25 protein-coding genes are annotated in these 18,642 nt (G+C 56.1%); 13 read left to right on the top strand and 12 right to left on the bottom strand.

All coding sequences use genetic code 11. The features are described from left to right. Window positions 1–51: 51 nt before the first annotated feature. The 4 genes from KGA96_RS27890 (at window position 52) to KGA96_RS27875 (ending at window position 2,695) form a co-directional block, all read left to right on the top strand. The gene (locus tag KGA96_RS27890; protein WP_223515727.1) at window positions 52–1,041 is read left to right on the top strand and encodes a RecT family recombinase; all 990 of its coding nucleotides are present in this window, start codon (window positions 52–54) and stop codon (window positions 1,039–1,041) included. Beyond that, entirely contained in the window at window positions 1,041–1,703 is a 663-nt protein-coding gene (locus KGA96_RS27885) for a lambda exonuclease family protein (RefSeq protein WP_223515724.1), read from the top strand. Before KGA96_RS27890 ends, KGA96_RS27885 begins: the two co-directional genes overlap by 1 nt. Window positions 1,704–1,705: 2 nt before the next feature. Beyond that, the gene (locus KGA96_RS27880; protein ID WP_223515721.1) at window positions 1,706–2,299 is read left to right on the top strand and encodes a hypothetical protein; all 594 of its coding nucleotides are present in this window, start codon (window positions 1,706–1,708) and stop codon (window positions 2,297–2,299) included. Between the two features lie 69 nt (window positions 2,300–2,368). After that, window positions 2,369–2,695 (top strand): hypothetical protein, encoded by a 327-nt coding sequence (locus KGA96_RS27875; RefSeq protein ID WP_223515719.1) that lies wholly within the window; start codon window positions 2,369–2,371, stop codon window positions 2,693–2,695. Here the strand turns inward: KGA96_RS27875 and KGA96_RS27870 are convergent. Further along, entirely contained in the window at window positions 2,692–3,072 is a 381-nt protein-coding gene (locus KGA96_RS27870; RefSeq protein WP_223515716.1) for a hypothetical protein, read from the bottom strand. The two genes, KGA96_RS27875 and KGA96_RS27870, sit on opposite strands and share 4 nt — an antisense overlap. Here KGA96_RS27870 and KGA96_RS27865 point away from each other — a divergent pair. Further along, entirely contained in the window at window positions 3,071–3,829 is a 759-nt protein-coding gene (locus tag KGA96_RS27865) for a GIY-YIG nuclease family protein (RefSeq protein ID WP_223515714.1), read from the top strand. The two genes, KGA96_RS27870 and KGA96_RS27865, sit on opposite strands and share 2 nt — an antisense overlap. Before the next feature lie 383 nt (window positions 3,830–4,212). Here KGA96_RS27865 and KGA96_RS27860 read toward each other — a convergent pair whose 3' ends face one another. Continuing rightward, a complete protein-coding gene (locus tag KGA96_RS27860; protein ID WP_223515711.1) occupies window positions 4,213–4,473 on the bottom strand; it encodes a hypothetical protein in 261 nt (86 codons plus the stop codon). A 106-nt stretch (window positions 4,474–4,579) separates the two neighbouring features. Further along, a complete protein-coding gene (locus tag KGA96_RS27855) occupies window positions 4,580–5,023 on the bottom strand; it encodes a hypothetical protein (protein WP_223515709.1) in 444 nt (147 codons plus the stop codon). 62 nt (window positions 5,024–5,085) lie between these two features. On the opposite strand from KGA96_RS27855, the gene KGA96_RS27850 reads away from it, so the two are divergent. Further along, complete coding sequence (locus KGA96_RS27850; RefSeq protein ID WP_223515706.1) at window positions 5,086–6,009, top strand: DNA cytosine methyltransferase; 924 nt, start codon at window positions 5,086–5,088, stop codon at window positions 6,007–6,009. A gap of 331 nt (window positions 6,010–6,340) precedes the next feature. On the opposite strand, the gene KGA96_RS27845 is transcribed toward KGA96_RS27850, so the two are convergent. Continuing rightward, the gene (locus KGA96_RS27845; protein WP_223515703.1) at window positions 6,341–6,826 is read right to left on the bottom strand and encodes a DUF6864 domain-containing function; all 486 of its coding nucleotides are present in this window, start codon (window positions 6,824–6,826) and stop codon (window positions 6,341–6,343) included. A 10-nt stretch (window positions 6,827–6,836) separates the two neighbouring features. Between KGA96_RS27845 and KGA96_RS27840 the strand changes: the two genes are divergently transcribed. The 3 genes from KGA96_RS27840 (at window position 6,837) to KGA96_RS27830 (ending at window position 8,227) form a co-directional block, all read left to right on the top strand. After that, a complete protein-coding gene (locus KGA96_RS27840; protein ID WP_223515700.1) occupies window positions 6,837–7,478 on the top strand; it encodes a hypothetical protein in 642 nt (213 codons plus the stop codon). 60 nt (window positions 7,479–7,538) lie between these two features. Next, the gene (locus KGA96_RS27835; RefSeq protein WP_263287138.1) at window positions 7,539–7,775 is read left to right on the top strand and encodes a DUF4406 domain-containing protein; all 237 of its coding nucleotides are present in this window, start codon (window positions 7,539–7,541) and stop codon (window positions 7,773–7,775) included. A 95-nt stretch (window positions 7,776–7,870) separates the two neighbouring features. Then, window positions 7,871–8,227 (top strand): hypothetical protein, encoded by a 357-nt coding sequence (locus tag KGA96_RS27830; protein WP_085716578.1) that lies wholly within the window; start codon window positions 7,871–7,873, stop codon window positions 8,225–8,227. Between the two features lie 27 nt (window positions 8,228–8,254). Here KGA96_RS27830 and KGA96_RS27825 read toward each other — a convergent pair whose 3' ends face one another. Next, complete coding sequence (locus KGA96_RS27825) at window positions 8,255–8,638, bottom strand: hypothetical protein (protein WP_223515698.1); 384 nt, start codon at window positions 8,636–8,638, stop codon at window positions 8,255–8,257. Between the two features lie 60 nt (window positions 8,639–8,698). On the opposite strand from KGA96_RS27825, the gene KGA96_RS27820 reads away from it, so the two are divergent. From KGA96_RS27820 to KGA96_RS27810, 3 genes are all read left to right on the top strand, one after another. Further along, on the top strand, window positions 8,699–9,283 hold the full coding sequence (locus KGA96_RS27820) for a hypothetical protein (protein ID WP_223515695.1): 585 nt from the start codon (window positions 8,699–8,701) through the stop codon (window positions 9,281–9,283). A gap of 324 nt (window positions 9,284–9,607) precedes the next feature. Further along, entirely contained in the window at window positions 9,608–9,844 is a 237-nt protein-coding gene (locus KGA96_RS27815) for a DUF4224 domain-containing protein (RefSeq protein ID WP_093219568.1), read from the top strand. Window positions 9,845–9,847: 3 nt separating this feature from the next. Continuing rightward, window positions 9,848–10,915, top strand: coding sequence for a tyrosine-type recombinase/integrase (locus KGA96_RS27810; protein ID WP_223515692.1), 1,068 nt, complete (start codon window positions 9,848–9,850; stop codon window positions 10,913–10,915). Window positions 10,916–11,256: 341 nt separating this feature from the next. Here the strand turns inward: KGA96_RS27810 and KGA96_RS27805 are convergent, their stop codons facing one another. From KGA96_RS27805 to KGA96_RS27780, 6 genes are all read right to left on the bottom strand, one after another. Next, window positions 11,257–12,678 carry an OprD family outer membrane porin gene (locus KGA96_RS27805; RefSeq protein ID WP_223515689.1) on the bottom strand — a complete coding sequence of 474 codons (1,422 nt, stop codon included), beginning with the start codon at window positions 12,676–12,678 and terminating at the stop codon, window positions 11,257–11,259. Between the two features lie 5 nt (window positions 12,679–12,683). After that, window positions 12,684–12,845, bottom strand: a complete 162-nt coding sequence (locus KGA96_RS27800; protein ID WP_185754748.1) for a hypothetical protein — start codon at window positions 12,843–12,845, stop codon at window positions 12,684–12,686. A 31-nt stretch (window positions 12,846–12,876) separates the two neighbouring features. Continuing rightward, window positions 12,877–13,815: a pirin family protein gene (locus tag KGA96_RS27795; RefSeq protein WP_046038556.1), complete on the bottom strand. Its 939-nt coding sequence runs from the start codon at window positions 13,813–13,815 to the stop codon at window positions 12,877–12,879. Between the two features lie 155 nt (window positions 13,816–13,970). After that, window positions 13,971–14,597 carry an isochorismate family cysteine hydrolase YcaC gene (gene ycaC / locus KGA96_RS27790; RefSeq protein ID WP_046038557.1) on the bottom strand — a complete coding sequence of 209 codons (627 nt, stop codon included), beginning with the start codon at window positions 14,595–14,597 and terminating at the stop codon, window positions 13,971–13,973. 76 nt (window positions 14,598–14,673) lie between these two features. Then, a complete protein-coding gene (locus KGA96_RS27785; protein ID WP_046038558.1) occupies window positions 14,674–15,354 on the bottom strand; it encodes a hydrolase in 681 nt (226 codons plus the stop codon). Window positions 15,355–15,430: 76 nt separating this feature from the next. Further along, complete coding sequence (locus KGA96_RS27780) at window positions 15,431–16,297, bottom strand: pirin family protein (protein WP_223464309.1); 867 nt, start codon at window positions 16,295–16,297, stop codon at window positions 15,431–15,433. A gap of 110 nt (window positions 16,298–16,407) precedes the next feature. On the opposite strand from KGA96_RS27780, the gene KGA96_RS27775 reads away from it, so the two are divergent. Beyond that, window positions 16,408–17,310: a LysR substrate-binding domain-containing protein gene (locus KGA96_RS27775; RefSeq protein ID WP_223464307.1), complete on the top strand. Its 903-nt coding sequence runs from the start codon at window positions 16,408–16,410 to the stop codon at window positions 17,308–17,310. Window positions 17,311–17,575: 265 nt separating this feature from the next. On the opposite strand, the gene KGA96_RS27770 is transcribed toward KGA96_RS27775, so the two are convergent. Further along, window positions 17,576–18,642 (bottom strand): autotransporter outer membrane beta-barrel domain-containing protein (locus KGA96_RS27770; protein WP_223515686.1); only part of this gene is annotated, 1,067 nt, incomplete at its 5' end.

The raw sequence follows: 18,642 nt of genomic DNA, 5'->3' as shown, positions 1-18,642 counted from the left end.
ACCCTTTCCATCTAACGGCCGACCCAATCCTTGTCGGCCACGGAGAGTGCTATGACCGATTCAGACACCCAAGCACCAACCGGCCTTGCCGCGTACCCCGATCCATCGCACAACGCGGCAGCGCTCATCCTCGATCCAGGCACCATGAAGTCGATGAGCGACCTCGCACTGATGATGTCGAAGGGCGCGACAACGGTCCCCAAGCACCTGAAGGGCAATCAAGCTGACTGCATGGCGGTAGTGCTACAAGCAATGCAGTGGCAGATGAACCCTTTTGCGGTTGCGCAGAAGACATTCATCGTCAACGGCGGGGCATTGAGCTATGAGGCGCAACTCGTCAACGCAGTGATCACCGCCAAGGCTCCAGTCAAGGGCCGCTTGAACTTCGAGTGGTTCGGCGCTTGGGAAAACGTCATCGGCAAGATGCGCGAAGTCACCAGCAGGACCAAGAAGGACGAGGACACTGGCGAGTTCAAGAAGTACCGTGTTCCGGGATGGAGCTTTGACGACGAGAAAGGCCTTGGGATCAAGGTCTGGGCAACCTTCAAGGGTGAAGACGAGCCACGCATTCTGGAGCTTCTGCTCACCCAGGTCCGCACGCGGAACTCGACGCTTTGGGCGGAAGATCCAAAGCAGCAGATTGCCTACTTGGTGACTAAAAAATGGGCGCGACTGTTCTGCCCTGACGTCATCCTCGGCGTTTATACGCCCGATGAATTCGAAGACTCGTACGGCGGTGAAATCGATATCACCCCTGCGAAGCAGGCTTCAAATACCGCCGCCGCTGCTGGCGTGTCGTTCGGCCCGAAATCCCCGTCGCCGGAAATCGATGGAGTATTCGCAGACCTTTTGGTCGTCGCGAGGCGACAGGACATCGAAGCCTATGCGGCAGCCTGGGCAGGCCTCAAGCCAAAGCAGCGCGCAGCGATCGGTCTGGAATGCCACGAAGCGCTCAAGAACATGGCGGCAACCGTTGATGGCGACTTTACCGATATGACTGGCACCAACGACGACCTGTCTCAGGTCGGGGAAGCGGCGTAGTGAGAACGGAACTTCAGGGCACTGAAAAGTGGAGTGCAGACCGATCTGGCCGAGTGACAGCCAGCCGGTTTAAAGATGTGATTGCCTGGGGGAAGCCTGACAAAAATGGGAAGCGCGAGCCTATGGGCGCGCGCACCTCATACATGCGCGAACTGTGCTTCGAGCGATTGGCAAAGAAGTCCAAGCACAACGTCAGCAGCGCTTCCATGAAGTGGGGCCACACCGAAGAACAGAAGGCTCAGGACGCCTACGAGATGCTGACCGGCAACATCGTCATACCGTCAGCGTTCATCGTCCACCCGAAGTACGACTGGCTCGGCTGCTCGCCAGACGGCCTGATCAACGATGACGGGGGCACAGAGTCAAAGTGTCCCTTCAATGAGGCGATACACGTCAGGACTTGGCTCGAAGGCATGCCGGAGGAACACATGCCGCAGGTCCAGGGCTGCATGTTCGTTACAGGACGGAAATGGTGGGACTTTCTGTCGTTCGATTCTCGTCAAGATGAAGAGTGCCAGCTCTACATCGAGACGGTTTACCGCGACGAAGACTACATCGCCAACCTTCACAAAGAGCTCGTCCAATTCAACCTAGAACTGAATCGCATGGTTGATGAGGTCGCGGACAAAGCGCGGGCACAAGCCCACAGATTAGGAGCTTGAGCATGATCAGCAACCATCTAAATCTGGTCGAGCAGCTTCGACCCAAGTCGAACGAACTGACGGCCCAGGTCGAGCAGTACCTGGCCGCTGGCGGCAAGATCGAAGAAGCCGCCCCCTACAACTACAAGCCCAGGCCGATCACCTACAGCAACCAAATGCCTCCGGTGCCGAAGCCATTTGTTCGGCGGAGGGCTGAAGCTCCTCCCCCGCCACCAGTCGAACTCAGCCCCTTCCAGAAGGCGCGGGCAAGGCTGGTTGAGCAAGTCCGCGGGTTGAGCAGCACGCACACCCAGGTGGAAGTTGCGGCGGTCGTCGGCGTCAGCAGGAAAGCTATCTACAACATCGCCAAAGAGCACGGCATCACATTCCAGCGCCCAACCCGGGGAGGCGCGAATGACGCGCTGCGCAAGGAGCAAGCAGATGCCAGAGACGCGAAATATGCCGAGCGGATCAGGGCTTTCATGGAACTGGGCATCACCCGGCGCCAGTGCTGCGGGAAGCTGGCCATCGGCAACAAAGCGTTCGAGCGAATCATTGCCGCCCACGGCATTGACTACCCGAAAGCGCGCCAAGGTAGTAATTCATGCGCCGCATAGCTCGCGTCCAACAACGCAAACGACAAACCTGGTTGGCACTACCGGCCAGCGGCATAGAAGAGGTATCCCATGGCAGCCCTACCGAAAGAACGATCGGCAAAGACTGCGACGAAACGAAAGGCTCGCGGCGAGGAAGAGTTGCGGCTGCACTGCATGGCCGGCACCCGCCAAGCCTTAGCTGAGCTGATGGCCTGGAGCGGCATCGAGGAACAGGGCGAGGCGATCACGCTGATGATTCACCATTTGCACGGCCTTGGTCCGGGCGGTGCGCTGCCGCTGCTGGATCCGCCGCGACACGAATACCGACCATCCAGAAACGTGGCGCGACTTTTCGATCAGAAAAGCATGCTGATGATTCAGAAGGATCCAGGCGACGAGATCATTGCCCCCGGCTAGTCAGCTTCGGCCTCACGAATCCTAGCAGCCCATTCGCCAAACAAGTCAGCCAACCCTAGAACATCTTGCTTGCTCATGGTCAATGTCGGATGGAACTTACCCGCCGACCATTTGGCTTGAATGTCGCACGTAAATTCCTGGCTCAAGGGGTCGCGCGTTTCGAAAAAGTCGATAACGCGATTCTTGTGTTTCTTGTCACTGAGGTCGATTGAGATGTATTCAAACGTCTCTCCAAAGTGATCATGTTTTCCCTTTTCGATCATACAGCACCACCCAGCTCTATATCCCGGCCCCATGCCGGTCACCCGTAATACCTCAACCCAAACCAAATTGCCACCACCGGTCACGGAGGGCGGCGCATGCTTGGAGAAAGCCATGGCCAAGTTCTACTACCAGATCAAGGGGCGCCAGCCGGCCGGCCCAAACCGCGAAGCCGAATGGGCCTGGCCGCCAGTGTTCAGCGGCATGGTCGAGGCTGAAACCCGAAAGGAAGCGAAAGGTCAGGTCGAGGAGTTGTACGACCGCCAGTTCCCAATGCGGGTGCTGCGCTCAGACATGACCGATCACGCTTACCTCCTGCACATCCAGGAACTGAGCGAGACCGATACATACCTTCTGCGCCGCTTCGAAGACACGGTCTGCAAGGAGTGCGGCACGGTGTTCAAGCTGATCGACAAATACAACGATCCGAACACCGAAACGACCAGCCACGACTACTGCACGGAGTCCTGCAAGCAGGCCGCGCGATTCCGTGATGTTCAGGAGTTCCGCCAGGTGAACGAAGGTCGGTTTCCAGCGGTGATCTACCAGGTGCGGCAGAAGTCCACCGGCCGGGTGTACATCGGTCAGACCACCCAGTCATTCACGCTGCGTTGGTGGCAGCACCTGAGCAACTCAACCGGCTGCAAGTTTCACTCAGCGCTGGGCGGCTCCGACATCACCGACTGGGAGTTCTCCGTGATCGAGGTGATCGCTTACCCAGAGGATTGCACAAACCGAGCGGCCTACATCACGCAGCGGGAAAGCCATTGGATCGAGACTCTGTTGGCGGTAGAGACAGGGTTCAACACGGTTCGCCCCGGCGGCGCCGCAGATCAAGCCCAAGTGCCGCTGCCTCTCGCTGATCTGGCCTGATCCTCCGGCGCTGCCCGCCAATCAGCTACACGGTCACGACCTACTTGCACTGCAGCGCAACACCCCCCGTAGGTCCGCCATTTCCATTCGCTGTAAACGCAGCCACGCATTGCATTGCGCCACAACTGCAATTGTATACAGCGTGCTTATTTGCAAACAGAATTGCCTGACCAGAACATTCGCAAACACTGGGAGCAGCCTTGGCCTGAGGCTGCGCCTCAACCTTTTCACCACAGCCTACTAACTGGGCAGCTGTTAACGCCATTCCGAAAGCGATGAGATATCTCATTGGAGTTCTCCTATATCGGCCATATTCGGAATAGCACACAACAAATACTTCAGCAAACCAGCCGCTGGCAGTGAAACCTCGCCAGCGCCTTCCCCTATGCCATTTTCGAAACGATAAGAAGGGTGGCACCGATCGCCGCAGCAATTGCCGCTGCGCTGTTCCATCGAGCCTGGGCGCGCAACGTCTCAATGAGATCAGCGCCGTTAACGACGATCCCATCCCAGTACTCATCGTCCGGTTTCCCCTTCAGGCTCTCAGGTGGATCGACCTTCACAAACGCAGCGACTATCCAGCATGACGCCGATATAGCACCAGCAGCGATCGATCCGTAATCCGCAAGCATCACCCAGTTCATGGCGCACTCCTTCGTCGAGGCGCCAGCAATACCCCACTTCAACGAATCACGCCAGCCGGCGAGCGCTGTGTGTGTGTGTGTGGAACACTCAACGCGCTACTCGATCTTAAATGCGGTCGAGCTTATCAGCAGACTCCACATTCTTCCTGATGGTTGCAGCAGTTATCACGGACGCCATGGACATTGAAAGACTCAAGATCGCAAAACACCCAACTGCTAGAACAATTTCCGTAGGAAAAACTTTATCCGCAGACACTGCCAGATAAATTCCAAAAAAAGCTATTACCTGAAAGCTGACACCTCGAATGAGAGCATGAGTTGCGGCTCCCATAGCCTTCATCCGTAAGTACTCACTGCGCGCCAACTCCTCAATTTTTCCTAGCTGGGCTTGTTTTCTTCTTTCGGAAGAATACTTCCACTTCTCTGAAATCTTTCCCAGACCGCTATCAATCCACCCTTTGGCGTAAGCGGAAAAAAAGTTAATCACAATTCCCACAACTACAACCGAGACCCACCACGTCGGATCCACGAAAAACGTCATTGCACTCACGTCTTACTTCCCAATTGAAGAAATGAGGAATGATACCAATGCGCCTTCACAAAGGAAATCACATGCCCACTGCAATCGATTTGTTCGCCGGACTCGGCGGATGGTCTACCGGTGCCCGCAATGCCGGTATCGAAGTTTTATGGGCCGCCAATCACTGGCCCGTCGCGGTTGAGTGGCACGGCGCTAACCATCCGGACGCAGTTCACGTCTGCCAGGACTTGCACCAGGCGGATTGGTCGAAGGTGCCCGCACACGACATCATGCTCGCTTCGCCGTGCTGCCAAGGGCACTCGAAGGCACGCGGCAAGAAGTCAGGGAATGCTCAGCATGATGCATCGAGATCCACGGCCTGGGCAGTCGTGTCAGCCGCTGAATTCCACCGGCCGGAAGTGGTGCTGGTCGAGAATGTTGAAGAGTTCACGGACTGGGCTTTGTATCCAGCGTGGTCGCAGGCGATGGCAGCGCTCGGCTACATGATCGCGCCACATGTTGTTGATTGCGCCGATCTTGGAGTTCCCCAGCACCGCGTGCGCTTGTTTCTGGTCTGCACTCTGAGCAAAGCTCCGCTCAACTTGCAGCTACATCAGCGCCAGCATGTGCCAGCCTCATCCTTCATCGATTTCGAAGCGGGCAAGTGGAGCCATGTTGTGAAGCCGGGCCGGGCTGAATCGACCCTGCTGCGTGTGAAGAATGGCCGGGAGCGTTTCGGTGAGAGATTCATCATGCCGTACTACGGGTCAGGCTCGGGCCTGACCGGCCGAAGCCTGGAGAGGCCGATTGGAACTATCACCACGCTGGACCGGTGGGCCTTGGTACGAGGCGATGAGATGCGAATGCTCTCAGCGAATGAAGCGCTAGCAGCCATGTCGTTTCCAGCTGACACGAAGCGCCCGGACAACCATCGGCTGACTATGCACATGGCAGGCAACGCGGTGCCGCCTCTGGCTGGGCAGCGAATCATTGAGGCCCTTAAAGCAGCTGCTTGATTCAATCCGCCTAATTAAAACACCAGACTAATGCTACTTATTTTTGCCGAACGCATAACCTAGAGCTAGAGTTATTATCGGAACAAATATTGACCATACAGACTTTATACTCTCCAAATAATTGAAATCCTTATAACAAACTACCAAAGAGAAAAATAGAAAACTCATCGCCGTCGCTATGGAAAAGCTCCAGGTTATGGTCATCCAAACTATAGAGTTTTTTGCATTTTCACCAGTACCGATTGTATCTGTTATTCTTCCAGATGTTCCGGCCTTCGGTTGTGGGGTGCGATTACCAACAGCTCCCGAACTGTCGGGTAAAGTCTTAGGCTCAGCCATTTACTTGCGGCCCCATCAAAAATGTGTAGGAGAAAACTCTTTCACTTTTCGCTTTGTCTATGGTATGGCTAAAAAATGTGAGTTTAATATCCCGCCCTTGACTAGTTGCAACCCCGATAGGTTCAATTCTTCCTTCCCCCAAAGGATTGTTAAAATTAAAAAGACTGATCTTCAGACTTAGACCATCGACTTCAGTTATAAACCTTGCGTTGCCGCCATCATCTTTAAACAAAATATCAATAGGCATACCATCTAAAACAAGCTGGAGACTATCACCCGCCACATGGATAGTCCCGGAGTCTATAACCTCGTAGCCGTTTACAAATTTCTTTACAACTACCATTAGTGAACTCCCCAAAAACCGCAACATTATCTCAAGCTGGAGAGCGATGGTATCCCTCGCTAAGAAAATCGAAATTCTAGAGAGCCCATAACTGGAGCTATTGATATCCCCCACCGCCCGGGCATGCCCCGGCATAGGACGCCCCATGCCCACAGAAAACAAAATTGCTGAGCCGCTGAAGGTTGAGCGCTCGACAGTGACGAAGCTGGTGATCACCGGCGCGCCACGGCTCGACCCGATCACCGTGTTCCTCGAGGACTTCGGCCGCCGCGACTGCCCGACCGAATCCAACCCGAACTACCAGACAGCCCAGGGCAAGATCACGATCAACTGCTGGGACAAGAGCTGGAACGCTTACTGGGGTGGCATGGGCCCGCGCACCGTCGCGGAGTTCGTCACCAACTGCGGCTGGGACTACGTATTGAACTGCCTGGATCGCGGGATCAGCAGCACGCGATTCAGCGGTGACGCGCTCCATACGTTCGCCAAAAAGTGCATCGTCCAGCGTCGTCGGCAACAGACCGGGCGCCACGACTGGGAGCTGGGCGAACTGAGCAAAGGTGAAGCCCGCGAGCTTTGGCATGACATCGATGTTCTGAGCAGCGTCGAGACGGCAAACGAATGCTGGCATCACAGCAAGTTGCTGACCGAGCTGTTCGGAGATGAATGGCATTACCCGCTCGATGGTAAGGCTGTCGAAGAAAACCACGATTTCACATACCTGCGCCGTATCGTGGAGGCTGTCCAGGCAGCGCTGCGCCAGGAACAGCAGCAGGTGGCTGCATGAAGCGCATCTACCTCAGCGGGCCAATGACTGCCCGGCCTCAACTTCCCCGCCTTCGCCGCAATGACCGCCAGCCTGCGCGCCGAAGGCCACACCGTCACCAACCCCGCTGAGATCAACCCTGACGGCGGTTCCTGGAACGACTGCATGCGCCGCGACATTGCGGCCCTGATGTATTGCGACACCGTGGCCACGCTCCCTGGCTGGGAGCATTCAAAAGGTGCACGACTGGAAGTGCTGATCGCCGACCGCCTCGGCATGACGGTTGTGAATGCCCATGATCTGGCATCGATGGAGTGACCATAGGCCTCACCTTTTGTCGCAAGTCGATTGACTGACAGGAGCCATTGGAGCGCAGTAGTCAGCCGGCTAAACCCGATCAGAAGAGAAACACCATGTCGAAAATAACAGTGATATCCGGTGACTTTCTGGCAGGTGATGCCGAATTTCAATCTGGACGGTTCACTCTAAAATCCGCATTAAAACCTTCTCGCGAATTAACGATATCCATTTCAAAACTAGAGGCCTTGGAAACAGCGACCGAAGAAGTCGTAAATAAGAAAGGAAGCGTTATCCGATGGAGCCTGGCTGGAGCATTGCTTTTAGGGCCGATTGGGTTAGTTGCGGGCTGGTTGCTATGTGATAAAGAAAGGGAAATAACCTTCTACGCAAAATTCAAGGATGGCCGCTCCCTTCTTGCTACAACTGATATCGACACTTACTCCAAAATCTCTGCCTCTCCCCTCAAGTAACACCACTTCCCCCTTCAAAGTCAGCCGCTATAGCGGTATGACTAGTAGAGGAATCAGCCGCCGGACATCGTCAATAGATCGAAGCTTGAGTGTCCACTCGCCATCCTGAACTGCTTTAAAAGTATCAAACGCCTCACCGAGCACCGCGTCCGAGTACTTTTTTGACTGCACTGCCGGCTTACGGAAATAAAAGAGTACCCAGTGATCGTTAGCGGTAAAAGCGAATGGGCAGCTTTTCCCCATATAAATACCGACAGACATCAATTTTCCTTGAGGCTTAATCTTGACCTCATAGCCGTTCAAGCATGAGGCGTAGCCAAGTAGCAAGCAAAACGCCTCTTGTGCCTGCAGCGACTTGATCCGGCCTAAAAAACGAGCGCCCCCTACCAACTCCTGCATCTCAGATTTCATTCCGCCATCCCTCAAACAAAACATCAATTCCAGCGTAGCAGTGCTGGTAAGGACGAAGTCATGCCTGAAGAAAAAGTTGTGATGTACGAATCCCCTGAAGCAGCCAGCATTCAAACCGTCACCGGCTGGGTTGGCGCCGATGGCCGTTTCTGGGGTAGCGATGAGCATATGGCCCGTTATTGCGGCGCCACTCATCGCCGCTGCGAGAAAAACCCAGATCACCCAATCTACGAAGTGCGCAGTTGGTGCGAGCAGTGCCACTCCGACAGCAGAGCCAAAGCATTCGCGGCCATGCCTACCAAAGACTGGGAAGGCGAACCATTGGTGGACTTCGACGGCGACAACTACTTCTTCGACGCGGACAGCCTGCGAGACTACATCCTTGATGGCGACGTGAACCTGTCTGGCCTGCGCCTGTGCATCTGCGAGCCGAACATGCCGCGTGAGATCGACCCGTCGGACGTCTTCTGTGATGACCTTCCAGAGGACGGCGAAATACGCGACGAACAGCTGGTGGCCGCGTTCGACTTGCTCAACGAGATGATTCGCAAATCTGAGCCACTGTCGTGGTCGCAAGGCAAGTTCGCCGCGGTGCTGCCTCAATCTTTCCTCGACGAAATCGCCGCTGAGCAGGTGACGCCATGATCTTCGCCCCGCTCTACATGCTCTGGCTCATCTACAAGGGGCCGCGGCGATGAAACCACGCTCAAGAACAACTACCGGTGCAAAGGTCACTATCACTCTGGAGCTTTCGAGTCTCGGCAGCTGGGGGCCTGATTGCACTACAGGCCAGGTCCATGACCAAGCCAGAGAAGCGGCTATAGGCCGATTGAATAGGCTGTTCAAGGACCACTTGGACAGCACAAAGATTGTCGGCCCGGTGATAGTCGAAGCCGTCACAACTTCCCTCGAAAAACGATAACTCTCCCCCTCTACACCTTCTGCCGCCAGGCGCGGCATGGAGCAATCATGGAAATTCAAAGTGAAACGCTGGCTGAGGAAGAACTGGCAGCTATTACGGGCTATCAGATCCCTTCGCGCCAGCTCGGTTGGCTCAATCAAAATGGCTGGAAGTACGTACTGACTGGTGCGCGACGCCCGGTTGTCGGCCGAGTATATGCCCGAATGAAACTGGCCGGAGTCAAACCCTCAGCAGAAAACGTTGCGGCCGAAGCCTGGTCGCTGGACTTGTCACGCGTGGGGTAAGGAATGCGCCCAAGAAAGGCAGCAAATAGAGACCTGCCGCCTCGGATGATCCGGCGGGTCAGGACGCTGAAAAGCGGTGTGCAGTGGGTGGGGTATTACTACGACGGGAAGGATAGTTCGGGGAAGAGGATTGAAATCCCTCTTGGGGGGGATTTGGACATTGCCAAAGCTGAATGGGCGAAGCTCGACTGCAAGCCGGTACCGGCGAAGAACACTTTGTTGGGCAAAGTGTTTGACCGTTACGAAGCTGAGATCATCCCCGGCAAGAAGCCGAGAACCCAGAAGGACAACTTGCTCTCGCTGACGCAACTCAGGAAGGCGTTCAGTGATGCGCCGATCAACGCGGTGACGCCGCAGGCAATCGCGCAGTACCGCGACAAGCGAACCGGCAAGGTTAGGGCGAACCGCGAAATCTCGCTGCTCTCGCACATCTATAACATCGCCAGGGAGTGGGGCATCACCGACAAGGAGAACCCGGCCTCTGGCGTGCGCAAGAATAAAGAAACACCGCGCGATTTCTACGCCGACTCGACCATCTGGAACGCCGTTTACGGGGCCGCATCGCCTGAGCTGAAGGATGCCATGGACTTGGCCTATTTCACTGCTCAGCGCCCGGCTGACGTTCTGTCTATGCGCGCCACGGATGTCATCGACAGCTTCCTGCAAGTCGCCCAAGGCAAGACCTCGAAGAAGCTGCGCATTCGGCTCGACGCCGGAGAGATCATCAATGGCCTGGGCGAACTGATTGAGAGGCTGCTCGAGCAACGGAAGGCGCGCGCCATCCGGAACCCATACCTTATTGTCACCGAGGATGGTCGACGGGTGACCGCAGCAATGCTTCGTCTAAGGTTTGACGACGCGCGCAATACCGCGATCAAGAAAGCATTGGAGAATCAGGATGCCCATCTTGCGGCCAGCATTCGCCTATTTCAGTTCAGGGATATTCGGCCAAAGGCCGCGAGCGAAATCGACGATCTGGGGCATGCAAGCCGCCTGCTCGGCCACACCGACAAGCGCATCACTGAGACGGTTTATCGGCGTGTCGGGGAGATCGTTAAGCCCACCCGATGAAGCCGAAAAACAGGCCAAATTCGTTTCCGCAAGTAAAGTGCCACCCCTTGTTTTTAGCGGCCTCCAGAGCATCGGAGAATGCTCGCTTGCGGAAACCAATAAAGGCTAACCAATTGAAATATAACGTTTATTCGTCGGACTTGAAAACCGTCGACTGTAACAGGTCCATGAGTTCGAATCCCATCGCCTCCGCCATATTTGTACCGACAAAGCCCTGATTATTCAGGGCTTTGTCGTTTCCGGGGTTTGGAAAGAATCTCGGCGCAGGGCATGTGTTCCATAACTATTTTGGAGGCGTTCCAGAACTCAGCCAATTTTCAGCCCTGCATTCTTGCAACCTGCTAAAAAATACTGAACGGGTAGTCAACGATCACCCGGTATTCATCGGCGTTCGAATTGCCACGGGTATTGCCCGGTGCCGTGTAGCCGTCACCCGTGCGGTGAGTAGCCCAACGCAGCGTCAGGTTCAACCCTTTGGCCTTGCCGGCCGGCACGGCATAACGCAGGGCTACATCGCGCTCCCAATGGTGGGCGTCTTTTCCATCAGCATTGAAGATGTAGCCGTACCCTTTGCTCGCAGGATCTACCCGGGTCAGATCGGCTTCACCTCGGGTATAGGACGTGCTGAGTTGGACATCAGGTGCGTCCAGATACTTCAGGCTTGTTTGATACTGAAGTTTCCAGGACTTCTCCCCCGGGCCGTTGAAGTCGGCGAACTGCTGAGAGTTACTCAGATACAGGAAGGACCTGTCATCCTGTGCCACATAGTCGAACGGCGTATTGCCATCGATTTTTTGCAGGCCCAACGTCAGGCTCTGCCCGTCGCCGGACACCGTCAGACCACCACTGTAGGTATCGTTGGCAATGCCCCCGAGCTGGCTCCGGCCCTGATCACGGGTTTTGAAATAATGCAGATACGGTGTCAATGTCAGCGAATGGGTTAACGTCAGAGGCCAGCTTACTCCCGCGTAATATTGATTCCAGATGTCACTCAATTGTCCGCCATAGACCGTCAGCGTCACGGTACCCGGAACGCTGTAAACACCGCCCGCCCAGATCATGTTCGGACTTTCTCGGTCGGCAGGCACACCCGCCTTGTTGCTCGAGCCATAGCTGGTAATCAGGTGGCTCTGGCCACTTTGATTGCGCAGCCGTGTGGAGTCGACCCAGCCGGCATCAAGCGTCAGGTCCGGTACGCTGTAGTTCTTCAATGCGACGCCACGAAAGGTCTGGGGAAATACCCGGCTGACGCCGCCTGCAACGACAGGGTTCTCCAGATACTGATCACCGGCCTGAACGAGGCTGCCAAAGCCCCTGAATTTAATCGCTGCTCCTGCAGCTGAAAAATCCGATTCCGGCTCTCTTTTTGAGTTCAGCGGAAGCAGTCCAGCGCCACCACTGCCCCCTCCTCCATCAAGCTTGAGTCCATAAAACCCGTGAACATCAATGCCGACGCCAATTGGCGTATCGGTGTACCCGGAGCGAAAGGACAGGTAAGCACCTTGTACCCATTCACGCTGGTCAAGACGCGTCGGGGTATCGTGGTTATCGCGGCTCAAGTAATAGTTGCGCAACAGTCCATTGAGCGAAGAGCCATTGACAAAACCGGCCGGCACCGCCATTTCAGCTTTCTGCCGATCATTGATTCCGGTGCTGAGGTTGTCCCGCTGGCCCAGCGAGTTGTCTGCTTCGGCATGACTCATCGCCAATGAAACGCCAACCGAAAGAAAAACACCCAATAGGCGTTTCAGGGGATTGGTCATCGACGCTACTCCTTCTTAGGGTGAGAGCTCTCAAGCAACGCTACCGTGGCTATGGTACCTGCGCGCAGGCGTCCTCTAAGTCCTGCGGCAACGGCGTGCAAGGCAAACAGGAGCACCATCTTGTCGGGGTTGAACACGATCTGGATGTAATAGATCAGGGGGGACATTGAAAGGCTCTTTCCCGTGGCATCACGCGCGTTACCACGGCAACCGCGGAGCGACCAGACGCTCCCCGTCAAAACCCTCAACGTCACCGAAGCGCTCCAGGTCCCGGCTGTTCCAGGCCTCAAGAGCCTCGGCGATTTCCTCCTTGCTGTGGCCAACGAAATTCCACCACAGTTGTATTTCCTCGGCAAAAGGTTCACCTCCCAGCAGTAAGGCGCGCGAGCCCTGGGTGGATGACAACTCAATCTCGCTGAGGCCGCGTCCCAGATAGGCCAGTTCATTGCGGAAAATGGTCTGGCCGTTGATGGTGAACGTGCCTTCCAGCGGTAGGATGCCGTGTTCGAATTGCGGCTCCACGGCCAATCGAATAGAGGCTGCCCCCTGACTCGCCAGGTCCATTCCTACAAGCGGCGAAAAAATGCGGCTGGGGGCGGTGCGACCGTCGAAGCTCCCGGCCAGCAGGGTGAACTTTACGCCACCGTCATCCCAGACTGGCAAGTCCGGATAGTGATCGAAAGTGGGAGCGCAGTTCTCGTCACCTTCCGGTAAGGCAATCCATAACTGCGCGGCGTGCAGATGGTGCTCGTCAGGAAGCGACTCTTCTGTGTGGGTGATACCCCGTCCGGCCGTCATCAGGTTGACCTGACCCGGACGAATGATCTGGACGTTGCCCAGACTGTCGCGGTGCAGCACCTTGCCCTTGATCATCCAGGTGAATGTCTGCAAGCCGATATGCGGATGGGGGCCGACGCGCAGGCCCGCTTTTTTTTCAAACACCGCAGGGCCGGCGTGATCGAGAAAACACCAGGCGCCGATCATTCGTCGCTGGCGCGAGGGCATCAATCGGTTGACGGTGATCCCGCCACCGACTTCGGCGGAGCGCGCAGTGATTCGTTGAATGGCTTTAATGCCCTCCTCCATCGGACAATCCAAGGAAGAGGACAGCAGACATTGGGGCTCTTGATTGCTCATTGTTATCTCTCTCGCGGCCAAGGCTTTATGCTTGATGATCCAGACATAAAAAGCCTCAAGCAGACCGCATCGACTGAAACAGGCCCCGATAGATCAGGGCCTGTTCAATACACTTGTAAATGGCCACTGATGCTGACGTGGCTCCTGACTCGAACTTACTTATCGGAAGTCAATTTGGTGTAGCTGGTGATCAGGTTGCGATAGTCCGGAATGTGGTTGGAGAACAGCGTTCCCAGCCCTTCGATGTCGTTGCGCCAGTCGCGGTGCAGCTCGCAGGCCAGGCCGAACCAGGTCATCAATTGTGCACCGGCAGACGACATGCGGTTCCATGCAGAATCACGGGTAAGGGCATTGAAGGTGCCCGAGGCGTCAGTCACCACAAACACCTCAAAACCCGCCTCGATCGCCGACAACGCCGGGAACGCCACACAAACTTCGGTCACCACCCCGGCGATGATCAGCTGCTTCTTGCCGGTAGCCTTGATGGCCTTGACGAAATCCTCATTGTCCCAGGCGTTGATTTGCCCTGGGCGCGCAATATAAGGCGCATCCGGGAACAGTGCTTTCAACTCCGGCACCAGCGGGCCGTTCGGGCCGGTTTCAAAGCTGGTCGTGAGAATAGTCGGCAGTTTGAAGTACTTGGCCAGATCGGCCAGCGCCAGCACGTTGTTCTTGAACTTGTCCGGATCGATGTCGCGTACCAACGACAACAAACCGGTCTGATGGTCGACCAGCAACACAGCCGCTTGATCTTTGTCGAGACGCTTGTATGCAGTGGACATTTCATTCTCCAGGTGAACAACGGAAGCCCCGATGGCCTCCACTGATGAGGGAGTACTCCCCTCGTGTTGGATTCAGTTACTTGCGTTGGGAGTCCAATACTTCATGGTTGCTCGCTACAGCTTGAGCCTTCATGTAACTTTCGATCAGCAACTGATAGGCCGGGAAAATTTTGGTGTAAACCTCCGCCCATTGTTGTGCATCGTCGCGGTTCCAGCTTTTTTGTAGCTCAGATGCAACAGCGCCGGTATCCATCGGGACAACACCTGCCTGTACCACTCGAGCAAGCGTAATTTCCTGGGCCATCTTGGTGTAGGTGCCGGAGGCATCGACCACCGCAAAGACCTGATAACCGTCATAGACGGCGCTGATGGACGGGAAGGCCATGCAAACGCTGGTGATGGTGCCTGCGATGATGAGCTGCTTCTTGCCCGTGGCCTTCACGGCGGCGACGAATTCCGGGTTGTCCCAAGCATTGATCTCACCCTTGCGCGCCACGTATTGGGCGTGTGGGGCGTTTTCATGAATTTCGGGGATCAACGGGCCGTTTGGGCCTTGTGGAACTGAGGCGGTGGTGATGACCGGAATCTTGGCCAATGTCGCCATTTTGGCCAACGCCGCGGCGCGCAGGCGTAGCTCGGGCATCGGCATATCGCCCACTGTCTGGAACAAGCCACTCTGGTGGTCGATCAGTAGCATGGCGACATTGGATGGGTCTATGACAGGTCTCTGGTTGTTGAAATTAGCCGGGGTACTCATGACGTTCTCCTTTGAGAAAAGACGGCTCAGCCGCCGACAGACTTCGCAATGTCAACCAATGACACTCCGAAAATGATCACGGGGTCATCTGTCCAAAGTGGCCGCTGTTGAAATCTGTGATGGCCTGGACTACTTCTGCTTGGGTATTCATGACAAACGGACCTTGGCCAACGATGGGTTCATCGATGGGTTCTCCACAGAGCAGGACCAATTTCGAATCGCTACTGGCCTCCAGCAGCAGCTTGACGCCAGCAGGGTCAAGCAGCACCACCTGTGCATCCCGCAAATCTGCGCGGCCATTGACCCCAATGCCCCCAGAGAGCAGGACGACTGCACAAGTGAAGCCAGCCCTTAATTGCAGGGAAATGCTTTTGCCTGCGTTCAGACGTATGTCCCATACATCCATGGGCGTGAATGTCCGTGCGGGGCCCTTGCGCCCGGCGTACTCACCGGCAATCACGCGCACTTGACCTGCATCGTCAGGCAGGCTGACTTGCACGATGTCGCGATTCAAAATCGTCTGATATCGAGGTACAGAAATCTTGTCTTTCGCGGGCAGATTCACCCACAGTTGCACCATCTCCAGTGTTCCACCGGTGATACTGAAATCCGCTGAGTGATACTTCTCATGAAGTATCCCGCCCGCCGCTGTCATCCACTGAGCATCTCCGGGGCCGATCTTGCCGCCAGCACCGGTGGAGTCCTGATGCTCCAGCTCGCCCTGATACACAATCGTCACTGTTTCGAACCCGCGCTGCGGATGCTGGCCTGTCCCTCGCCTATGGCTCGAGGCCGGAAAATCCGTGGGTTCTGCATAATCAAGCCTTAAAAACGGGCTGATATGGCGCCCCAATATGCTGTACGTAAACAATGACCGCACAGCAAAGCCATCGCCCATCCAGTGCCGCTTGGGACTGCCGTAGATACCCAGAATCTTCTTCATGGATCATCGCCCCTGATGAAGCCAGGCACTAACCTTAGTCGCCGAACTTGGATGTCGGTAGTCGGCGGATTAGACTTCACAGTCCTGAAAATGGAACAGTGAGACCTCCCGTGATTGATCTGAACGAACTCTTCATCTACGCCAAAGTGGTTGAACACGGCGGTTTCGCCCCTGCTGGCCGCGCATTGGACATGCCCAAGTCAACTTTGAGTCGCCGGGTCAATCAGCTGGAGAGTCGGCTGGGAGTACGGCTGATCCAGCGCTCGACACGGCAGTTTCAAGTCACTGACATTGGCCAGGCCTACTACCGGCATTGCGTGGCGATGATGGCCGAGGCGGAATCGGCAGAGGATGTGATCGAGCAGAATCGCTCGGAACCGCGCGGTGTGATCCGTTTGAGTTGTACCACGCCATTGCTGAATTTCTGGATCGCCCCAGTACTGGGCCGGTTCATGGCGCAGTGCCCGTCAGTCGAGCTATACGTGAAAAGCTTTAACCGACGGGTCGACGTCATCAGCGAAGGGTATGACCTTGCCTTGAGTCTGTGCTTTCCACCATTGGAAGACAGTGAGTTGGTGATGAAAGTGTTGGCGAAAAGCCCTCAGATACTGGTTGCCAGTCCGACCATCGCGAAGCAGTTTGCTGACCTTGAATTGCCAGCAGATTTGAGCGCTCTGCCTAGTGTTGCCTGGGGCGCGGCTCAATCGCACTACCACTGGCAGCTGAGCGGCCCCAATGGCGAAACCGCCCAGGTCAGTCATTTCCCGCGTCTGGTCAGTGACGATATTGCCGTACTCAAAGGTGCTGTACTCGAAGGTGTCGGTATTGCGGTGTTGCCACTGACAACGGTCAGTCAGGAGTTGGCTGATGGCCGCTTACTTACGCTGCTCGAAAAATGGCAGCCTGTTGAGGGCGTAATCACGGCAGTGTTTCCTTCCCGCCGAGGGTTGCTCCCTTCTGTGCGGGCACTGATTGATTTCCTTGCGAAATCATTCGAGGGGCATCCCGCGTGACGCCTGTCGAGAGATGCGATGACAAAAAAACAGACGCTTTACTCACACGATTGAGACTTACCAGTTTGAATCACACCTGATTCTCCCGCGACGGACAGCAATCGGCCAATAACTGTCCCGCCACAAACACCGCGCAACGCGGTAGAGCGAGTCCCCTTCCCTTGAGTCGCGCCAGAGCGACGCAACCCAAAGAAGGAGCAAGGTACTCACCAAGTACCACTCTTAGTGCAAACTTCACTTAGGGACCAACAAACGTTTCCACGACCTACCAACTCATGCGCAGGCCCACGGTGCCCGTCGTACCGCTCAGATCATTGCCGTCCAGATTGAAGCTGTATCCGACGCTGCCATAGACGCTGATATCTGAAGTCAGTTTGGCTGCAATCCCCGCATCGATGTCAGCGGATGAAGACTTGTGTTCGGTCTTGATCCGGTCCACATCATCGTAGGTGACGGTGTCGTAACCGCCAAATGTACGCCAGAGGTTGGCCCTCACATACGGTTCCAGCGGGATGTTGTCGGCCTGGTAACGCCCTTTGAGTCGGGTGCCGAGGCGGCCCGTCCAGTAATCCTGCGAGTCGAAGGACACGTCGGAAATTCCGTCGTTCTGATCATCCAGATCGATCTGCTGGTTGATTATCTGTACCTGGGGTTCTGCAACCCAGTTTTCCGAGACGCGAATGGGATATCCCGCTTCAGCCGACAGGGTCACCGCATCGCCCTTGGTGTCCATTTTTACCCCGCGCTCGGAGCTGTTGTCGCCATCCAGGCGCGACCACATTGCCACGGTGTCCACGTACCAGCCGGTGGGGTCTATCAGGGTCCAGTAAGCCCCGAAGTGATCGCCATCGAGCTTCACCCGACCCGAGCGGCGGTCCTGAAAGCCTTCGGCAAAACCATCGACATCCCCTTGCAGATGGGTGTGGCCGACAAACAGCCCGGCGCGCTGCAACTGCCCACCGCTGGTCTGCGAGCCGTACAGGTCATGGCCGATCTGGAAGCCCTGGAGTGAGCCATCGAAGCTTGGCGACACGGTGCCGGTCCAGCTTTTCTGCAGGTTGCTGCCATAGGCCCGGCCCCAGCCTGCGGGAACACTGCCGGTTTCGGCCAACAGGCTTTGTTCACCCTGGCGCTCATGGAAGGTGCCCAGTGCTTGCAAAGCCATCAGTTGCGCGGCGGGAACAACCACGGAATACACCGGCACTTCCACGCGATACAGCGGAATCGGGTCTGCGCCTGCGACCGCCGTAGGGATCGGCGGTGTGGTGGCGGCGGGGGTTGGCGACGTCACGGCGGTGAGCTGCGTAGGGGCGGGTTCGGCCAGCTCGGTGG

The organism is Pseudomonas sp. GL-R-26 (assembly GCF_019947365.1).
Taxonomy (GTDB): Bacteria; Pseudomonadota; Gammaproteobacteria; order Pseudomonadales; family Pseudomonadaceae; genus Aquipseudomonas.
The sequence above is the reverse complement of the archived record's forward strand: the minus strand, read 5'-3'. Positions and strand labels throughout refer to the sequence as shown.